Source organism: Colwellia sp. MB02u-14 (assembly GCF_014076915.1).
Taxonomy (GTDB): Bacteria; Pseudomonadota; Gammaproteobacteria; order Enterobacterales; family Alteromonadaceae; genus Colwellia_A.
Map to the genome: position 1 here is coordinate 1 of NZ_JACGUX010000070.1, position 7742 is coordinate 7742.

Genomic DNA, 7742 nt, shown 5'->3' on the forward strand with positions numbered 1-7742 from the left:
TAGTCAGTTCATATTAAAGCCAAGGCTTTTAACCGTTAAACCGTTTATCTCGAAGGTTCAAACCTTTCACGGCCGACCACTTCTTAAATATTTCAATAGTCAGTTCATATTAAAGCCAAGGCTTTAAACGTTATTAATTTTATTTCTTTTTTATCACTATTTTTACTCACTAATATCAAAAAGTCTTATACACATCTTTTCATCTATACCGTATAATTACTGTGTTTTTAAAAGAGATCAACAGAGATAAATAATGTCGCAAAGCAATTTAGCCGTAGAATTTGATTTTCAATTTCCTGCCAAACCAGCACCACTTTCAGTCGATGAACGAAGCCAATATAAAGATCGCATTAAACTTTTATTAAAAGAAAAAAATGCGGTACTTATTGCGCATTATTACACCGACCCTGAAATTCAGGCGTTAGCTGAAGAAACGGGTGGCTGTGTCGCCGACTCTCTAGAAATGGCGCGCTTTGGTAACAATCATCCAGCAACAACGCTAATTATCGCTGGTGTTCGTTTTATGGGTGAAACCGCAAAAGTACTAACGCCAGAAAAAACAGTGGTTATGCCAACACTCGAAGCAACCTGTTCTTTAGATTTAGGCTGTCCTATTGAAGAGTTCTCTGCTTTTTGTGATGAAAACCCCGACCGTACTGTTGTTGTCTATGCAAATACTTCTACAGCTGTAAAAGCAAGAGCAGACTGGATCGTCACTTCTTCTTGTGCGTTAGAGATTATTGAACATCTTGACGAACAAGGTGAAAAAATTCTTTGGGGACCTGACCGACATTTAGGCGCATACATTCAAAAGCAAACGAGTGCTGATATGTTAATGTGGCAGGGCGCTTGTATCGTTCATGACGAGTTTAAAAGTAAAGCGTTAAAGGATATGAAGGCTTTGCATCCTGATGCGGCTATATTGGTGCACCCAGAGTCTCCTGCAGAGATTATTGATCTTGCTGATGCTGTTGGTTCAACCAGCCAGTTAATTAAAGCCGCACAAGATATGCCAAATATGAAATTTATTGTGGCAACAGACCGTGGCATATTTTATAAAATGCAACAGCTTTGTCCTGGTAAAGAATTCTTCGAAGCGCCAACCGCAGGTGAGGGAGCAACGTGTAAAAGTTGTGCTCATTGCCCTTGGATGGCGATGAATGGTCTTAAAGAGATTGAAGACGCATTAATTAATCCTATAGGTAAAGAAGTGTTTGTTGATATGAAACTTCGTGAGGGTGCCTTAAAATCACTAGATCGGATGTTAACGTTTAACGCAGCTTTAGCTGAAAAATAACGCGCAAGTAGATTTTTTGCCGATAAAGTAAGCAGTTGATCGTTTTATATTAAAATTAAGTTGTGTTGGCAATTAAATTTACCTAACATAGCATGACTTCAACGTCCGCATTGTGTGTAAGTTTAAAGACTTAATAAGAATATATTTTATAGTATTAAATGATGGTATAGCGTTTATACATTCGTCCTATAAATGTCCTTAATAGATAAAATTACTTTATACATTAATTTTTAAATAAAAATGTTAGCGTGTTGATTAACAAATTGGTGAGCTGGCCGAGTGGCTGAAGGCGCACGCCTGGAAAGCGTGTAAAGGTTTATCCCTTTCGAGAGTTCGAATCTCTCGCTCACCGCCACATTTATTCTTTTAAACCAATGGGTTGCAAGGTTTTTTTGGCCCTTTGGTTTAAAAGGTAACTATCTGATCTATATCGCTTATATATTTGCCACTTGCACGTAGAACCGCTATATCTGGTAACTATTTGCTTGAACAAGCAGATATCACTCTCCTGAACGTATTTATTGATTAGTTTTTAAGTATTGATGATAAAGTTATGCACCTCTCTATATTCTAAATTACTTGTAATGTCCCTTAGATTTTCACTCTGTTGAGTGCATGATTCTACGTCGATTCTGTTTGCGTTCATGATCTTTAATGATTTTAGTGTTTTTTTATACAGACTGTGTAGGTCGCTGTGACCAAGCTGCTAAGCAAATCCTATGTGATACAAACGTATGACACATTTGATAGGGGTAACGGTACTTGAAAGCAACATCATCTAACGTTTCTTTCCCAGAACAGCGAAAGGTTAAATGTTCACTGGCCCACAGCTCATGTGTATAAGGATTATGATAAATAAAAGGGCTTTGTAGCTCTTAGGACTTTAATTGATTTTTCAATGCGACAATGGCTTGTGTGGTTAAATTGATCATTAACTTCAGTTTTCGTTTCCTTATTCTGCCCACAGCATCAGACACGTTGAACGTGAAATGTACCCTAGTCAAAGTTAATATCTGTCCATTTTAATACGATTAACTCTTCTAATCGCTCTCCTGTTAAAAATCTTACTGTGAACATGTTATGTAACTGCGAAAATTTATATGTGTCGAGAACTACCTAATTTCTATCACTCATGGCAATGAAAAAAAGGCAAATATCTAAAATCTGAGCTAAAGTCTATTTTAGATATTACGAAAAAGACGTTTATTTCACCTATACCCCTCGCAGTTAAATTGATGGGGGCCACTTATATGTTGCTAGGTAATAAACAAAAGTCCAAGCAGATTATGACGTGAGTAGATAGGCTATGTATAAGTCCAAAAATAAAATCCAGTGAATTATTCGTATCATTGATTCTAAGTGCTATGTTGATTAATGAGTTATATGTATGGGGGTATATATGGCTGTTGAAAAAAATTCAGGTTGGGTAGAACAGGTCTTTAGTTTATTTAGACTTTTTCACCGAAAGTTGAGTGTAAGACAGATCTTTATCCTCGGGCTGTTGTCGCTGTTTGGCTTGTTAGGCAATGTCTTGTATTACGAACTTTTTTTTAGCGTTGATTTAATTTTCGGAAGCATCGCAACGATTATTGCTGTAAGACTTGCAGGGGTGCTGTGGGGCTGCGTAGTTGCGGCACTGGTAAGTTACTACACCATTGTTATATGGGGTCACAGTTACGCCTTATATATTTTTATTGCTGAGGCTTTATGGATTGGCTTCAGTATTCATGGGCTCAGAAAATATAATATCATTATTGCTGATCTAACATTCTGGTTGTTCTTGGGGATGCCGATGGTCTTTTTGTTCTATGGCGAATTCATCGGTTTAGAAAGGGTAGCGACCGAATTAATCGCTTTTAAACAGGCAATTAACGGATTGCTTAACGCTGCTGTCGCATATTTGTTGTTGTATACCTTTCGTCTTAACTCGCGGTTTAAAGGGGAAAGTGCTTTATTACACTCCACTGTAAATATAGAGCAAACGTTAAGCATTCTTCTGGCATTATTTATTTTGACTCCGGCAGTGATAGTCACCGGTATAATAGCCAACCAAGAGCAAGATCGTACAAAAAAGATGATTGCAAGCCGAGTTAAAGGTGAGGCTTTAGATTTGTCGTCCGGTCTGCAATTTATATTTGAACGTCAAGCTATATCAATTAATAGCGTGATACAAACGTATGTTGGCAAGGCGGTCTTAATTAAAGATTGGGAAGGGGGAATTAAAGTGTTGTCAAGCCTTCTGCCGAATATGATCAATATACAGATACTTAACACTGATGCTCATATTATCTACGGGAGCGGTTCTGTTCCCGATGACATTCAACAATTGATTCAGTTGGCAGTGGGGGGCGAACTAGTCCTATTTGCGGGAGGCAAAGATTCGCCAACGGGTAGTATGTTTTTTCTTTACCGAGTAGGTGATCAGTTCATACACTATGAATCTAGTATGACTATGGTACAAGAATATTTAAAAAAAATGTCTTATGAGGGAAAACGATCAATGTTACTAATTGATGCCCTAGGGCAACTAATAAGCGCAAATAATCCTGACCGCTTTTCTGAAACGTTCATTTCGCTTTCTGATGGTGAAAATCTAATAGCAGCTGAAAAAAACAAGCTTTCTGCAATGCAGGTTTGGAGTGAGTCAAACTGGGTCGAACTCGATAAACACACTGGCTGGGCGGTAGCGGTTGTCGAACCTATAAAAGAATATGTTGCTAACGTACAGAAAACCTATCGAGACAATATGATAATCATGTTAAGTGTTGTTTTTATTGCGTTATTGTCTGTCAGTCGAGTGGCCAGGGGGTTGATGGCCCCATTAAAAGCGTTAGCTACCAGCATAAAAACGTTGAATATCGATAATAATAAAAATTTAAATGAACATCACTTTGATGTACAGAGTAATTCCAAAAATTGGTTGTATTGGGGCTATCAAGAAATTGACTTGATAAACGAACAGTTCAATCAAATGCTTGAGACTATTGATACTGCAATAGCTCATTCTTCCCTTGCTGCTCGAGAATTAGAACAACTAATCGACACAGCTAACGTGCCTATTTTTGGCATCGACGAGAAGGGCATAGTCAATATTTGGAATCAGACTACGGAGCGGCTCACTGGTTTCAACAAAGCCAATGTTATTGGCAATGATTTTGTCAGCAATTTTATTACTGATGATTTTAAGTTATCAGTAAAGATTGTTTTGGACAAAGCGTTGCGGGGCGAGCAGACAGCTAACTTCGAATTTCCACTGTTTACCAAAACGGGTAACCGAGCAGACGTATTGTTAAACACAACCACTCGGCGTGATATTGAGGGGCGAGTTATCGGCGTGATCGTTATAAGCCAAGATATTTCTGAGTTGAAAAATGTTCAGGAACAGGTCATTCAATCATCCAAACTAGCAACTTTAGGAGAAATGGCAACCAGTGCTGCACATGAGTTAAATCAACCTCTGAATGTTATTCGTATGGCTGCAGGGAATATACGGCGAAAAATCACCCATGAACCGATAGAAAAAGCATACATAGAAGTTAAGCTTGCTCGTATTGATGAACAAACAACACGTGCGGCCGCAATTATCGATCATATGCGGATGTTTGGTAAGAAAGTAACGGGGCCAGCTGGACAGTTCAATCCTAGTGAGATAATTGATAACGCTCTGGAGTTGGTAGGAGAGCAACTCAAAATAGATGAAATTGATGTTACTACTGCGTGCGAAGACTTTAGTGGATGTGGCAAGGTACAAGGTCATGGTATCCAGATGGAGCAGGTGATTATCAATCTTTTGACTAACAGTCGTGATGCCGTATTAAATAACATCGGTTCTAAATGGATTCGACTGTCAATAGCTTTTAAGGATAAACACGCAGAAATCAGCATTCAGGATAACGGCCACGGTATTCCACTAGAATTGATAAACCGGATCTTTGAGCCGTTTTACACGACCAAAGAGGTGGGTAAGGGCACTGGGCTAGGTTTATCGGCAAGCTATGGTATCGTGCATGAAATGAATGGGACTATTACTGCGTCAAATACAACTGATGGCGCTTTTTTTACTATTAGACTTCCCTTAATAGAGTCTTACGATCACTGTCAGCGGCTGAACTAATTATTAATAAGCGGTGAAATATGGGGCTCTCTTAGTCTTTCTAAACCTAACAACTATTTGAGCAAACCTGAGATTGCTGATCTATAATTAAAATGTTTTAATGCGACTATAGTGTCAGGCCAAAATATGTGGATATATTATTTTATAAGTCAAGCACGTGAGAATGGATTCTATAGATAGATATGATAGAGGACAATTCATGATAAATGATGCTGATGTGATGAAGAAACAGAGTAATATAATTGTATTTATTACAATTATGGGCGTGTTCATTTCGTTTGCTTTGTTTATTTTTGTCAATAGCTTAGCGTTTCAAAAACAAGAAATTACTCTAGCTCAAGTCACTGAACGTCAATTAAACGCGATACAAGAAAAGTTTAACAATGCAGTAAAATCAATTAATGCGATCTCGGCACTTTTTGCAGCATCTAACGAGGTCAGCAGAAAAGAATTCTCTATATTTGCATCCATTGAGTTAATTGATTCTCCTAATGTTTTAGCCCTTGAATGGATACCCAAAGTTAAGCATTCAGAGCGCGCCAGTTTTGAAAGTGCGGCTCAAAAAGATCGAGTCACTAATTTCACTTTTACAGAAGAGAATCTCCAAGGTGAGCTGGTTGCAGCGAGTGAACGCGATGTATACTATCCCGTTTATTTTGTTGAACCGCTTAAAGGTAATGAGACACTTTTAGGTTTTGATCTGTCAACCCATCCGCAAAGACTTCAAGCAATACAAGAGGCGCGCGATACAGGTGCTTTTATCGCTAGTGGTATCGTCGAACTCGTTCAAACTCAGCAGCATGATGCTGGTCTTTTGGTAGTAAAGGCAATCTATTCGAATGGTTTGGTACCAGAGTCGTTAGCTGAAAAAAGAGCGTTACTCAAAGGCTACAGTCTCGGGGTCTTGAAACTACAAGACCTCTTTAAGACTCAAATCTTATCAGGCAATAATCATCTTCAATCAAAAATATTTGTTTTTGACAATAATGCAGCAGTTGGTCAAAAAATTCTTTATCCACTCATGTCACCCTACCAAAATTTAGAGGAAGCAAAAGAAGCACAGAATGGACTGTGTCTATTAAAGCCTTTGTTATTGGCCAATCAAGAGTGGACGCTATATCAATGTGTGTCCAATAATATAATGGATTACTTAGGTAATATTGAGGCCCTGATCGTTTTATTCTTTTCTTTGATATTGACGTTTGTAACGACGAAATACTTGATAGTGCAGCAAAAACAAAGAATGCACGCAAACAAACTTTTACTTGAACTAAGCAACAATGAATTTTATCTGAATGAGATTTTCAACAATGTCGATGATGCGATTGTCTCGACTGATATGTCCGGGCGAATTAGTTCAGTAAACCATTCACTTATTAAGTTATTTGGATATACAGAGCAAGAATTGATTGGTCAATCGGTTGAACTCATTGTGCATAATTACACTTCCAAAGATCTAGTTGTTGGTTTTTCTATTTTTTCTAACATTGAGCAATATCAAGCTTTAGGAAAAAAGCGGGTTGAGCTGCGAGCGAAACACAAAAATAGCAAAGAGTTTCCAATTGAAATTTCTATTAGGCAGATAAAATATCACGGAAGAGATATCGTTATTGGTATGTTAAAGGATTTGTCGATGGTCGCTGAGCGTGAACAGGCACAACTGGAGATCAGCAAAAATGCCACTGAATTGAGGCAGTTAATCGATACGGCCAATGCCCCGATTTTTGGGATTGATGCCGCGGGTCTGGTGAACGAATGGAACCAGCGCGCCGAGCAACTCACCGGCTTTGCTAAGATTGATGTCATGGGAAAAGATCTGGTGGCGGGGTTTATCACCGAAGATTACAAGGCCTCGGTTAAAGAGGTGCTAGATAAGGCCCTGCAAGGTGAAGAGTCGGCTAACTATGAATTCCCGCTGTATACCAAAACGGGCGATCGGGTGGATGTGCTGTTGAACTCCACTTCACGCCGGGATGCCGCCGGTCATATTGTGGGGGTTGTGGGGGTTGGACAAGATATCACCGAGCTCAACAAGATCCGTAAGGAGCAAGAAAGTGTCGCCCATGATTTAACTCAGTTAATCGATACGGCCAATGCCCCGATTTTTGGGATTGATGCCGCGGGTCTGGTGAACGAATGGAACCAGCGCGCCGAGCAGCTCACCGGCTTTGCTAAGATTGATGTCATGGGCAAAGATCTGGTGGCGGGGTTTATCACCGATGATTACAAGGCCTCGGTTAAAGGGATATTGGATAAAGCCCTGCAAGGTGAAGAGTCGGCTAACTATGAATTTCCGTTGTTTACCAAAACGGGCGACCGGGTGGATGTGCT

3 protein-coding genes and 1 tRNA gene are annotated in these 7742 nt (G+C 39.2%); all 4 read left to right on the forward strand.

Annotation, left to right across the window (positions count from 1 at the left end; all coding sequences use genetic code 11):
* The first annotated feature begins 253 nt into the window (after positions 1 to 253).
* Complete coding sequence (gene nadA / locus H4J52_RS09115; RefSeq protein WP_182178798.1) at positions 254 to 1297, forward strand: quinolinate synthase NadA; 1044 nt, start codon at positions 254 to 256, stop codon at positions 1295 to 1297.
* Between the two features lie 265 nt (positions 1298 to 1562).
* A tRNA-Ser gene (locus tag H4J52_RS09120) sits at positions 1563 to 1652 on the forward strand.
* A gap of 1044 nt (positions 1653 to 2696) precedes the next feature.
* On the forward strand, positions 2697 to 5411 hold the full coding sequence (locus tag H4J52_RS09125; protein WP_182224557.1) for an ATP-binding protein: 2715 nt from the start codon (positions 2697 to 2699) through the stop codon (positions 5409 to 5411).
* Between the two features lie 199 nt (positions 5412 to 5610).
* Positions 5611 to 7742: PAS domain S-box protein (locus H4J52_RS09130; RefSeq protein ID WP_182224558.1), on the forward strand; the 2132-nt coding region annotated here is incomplete at its 3' end.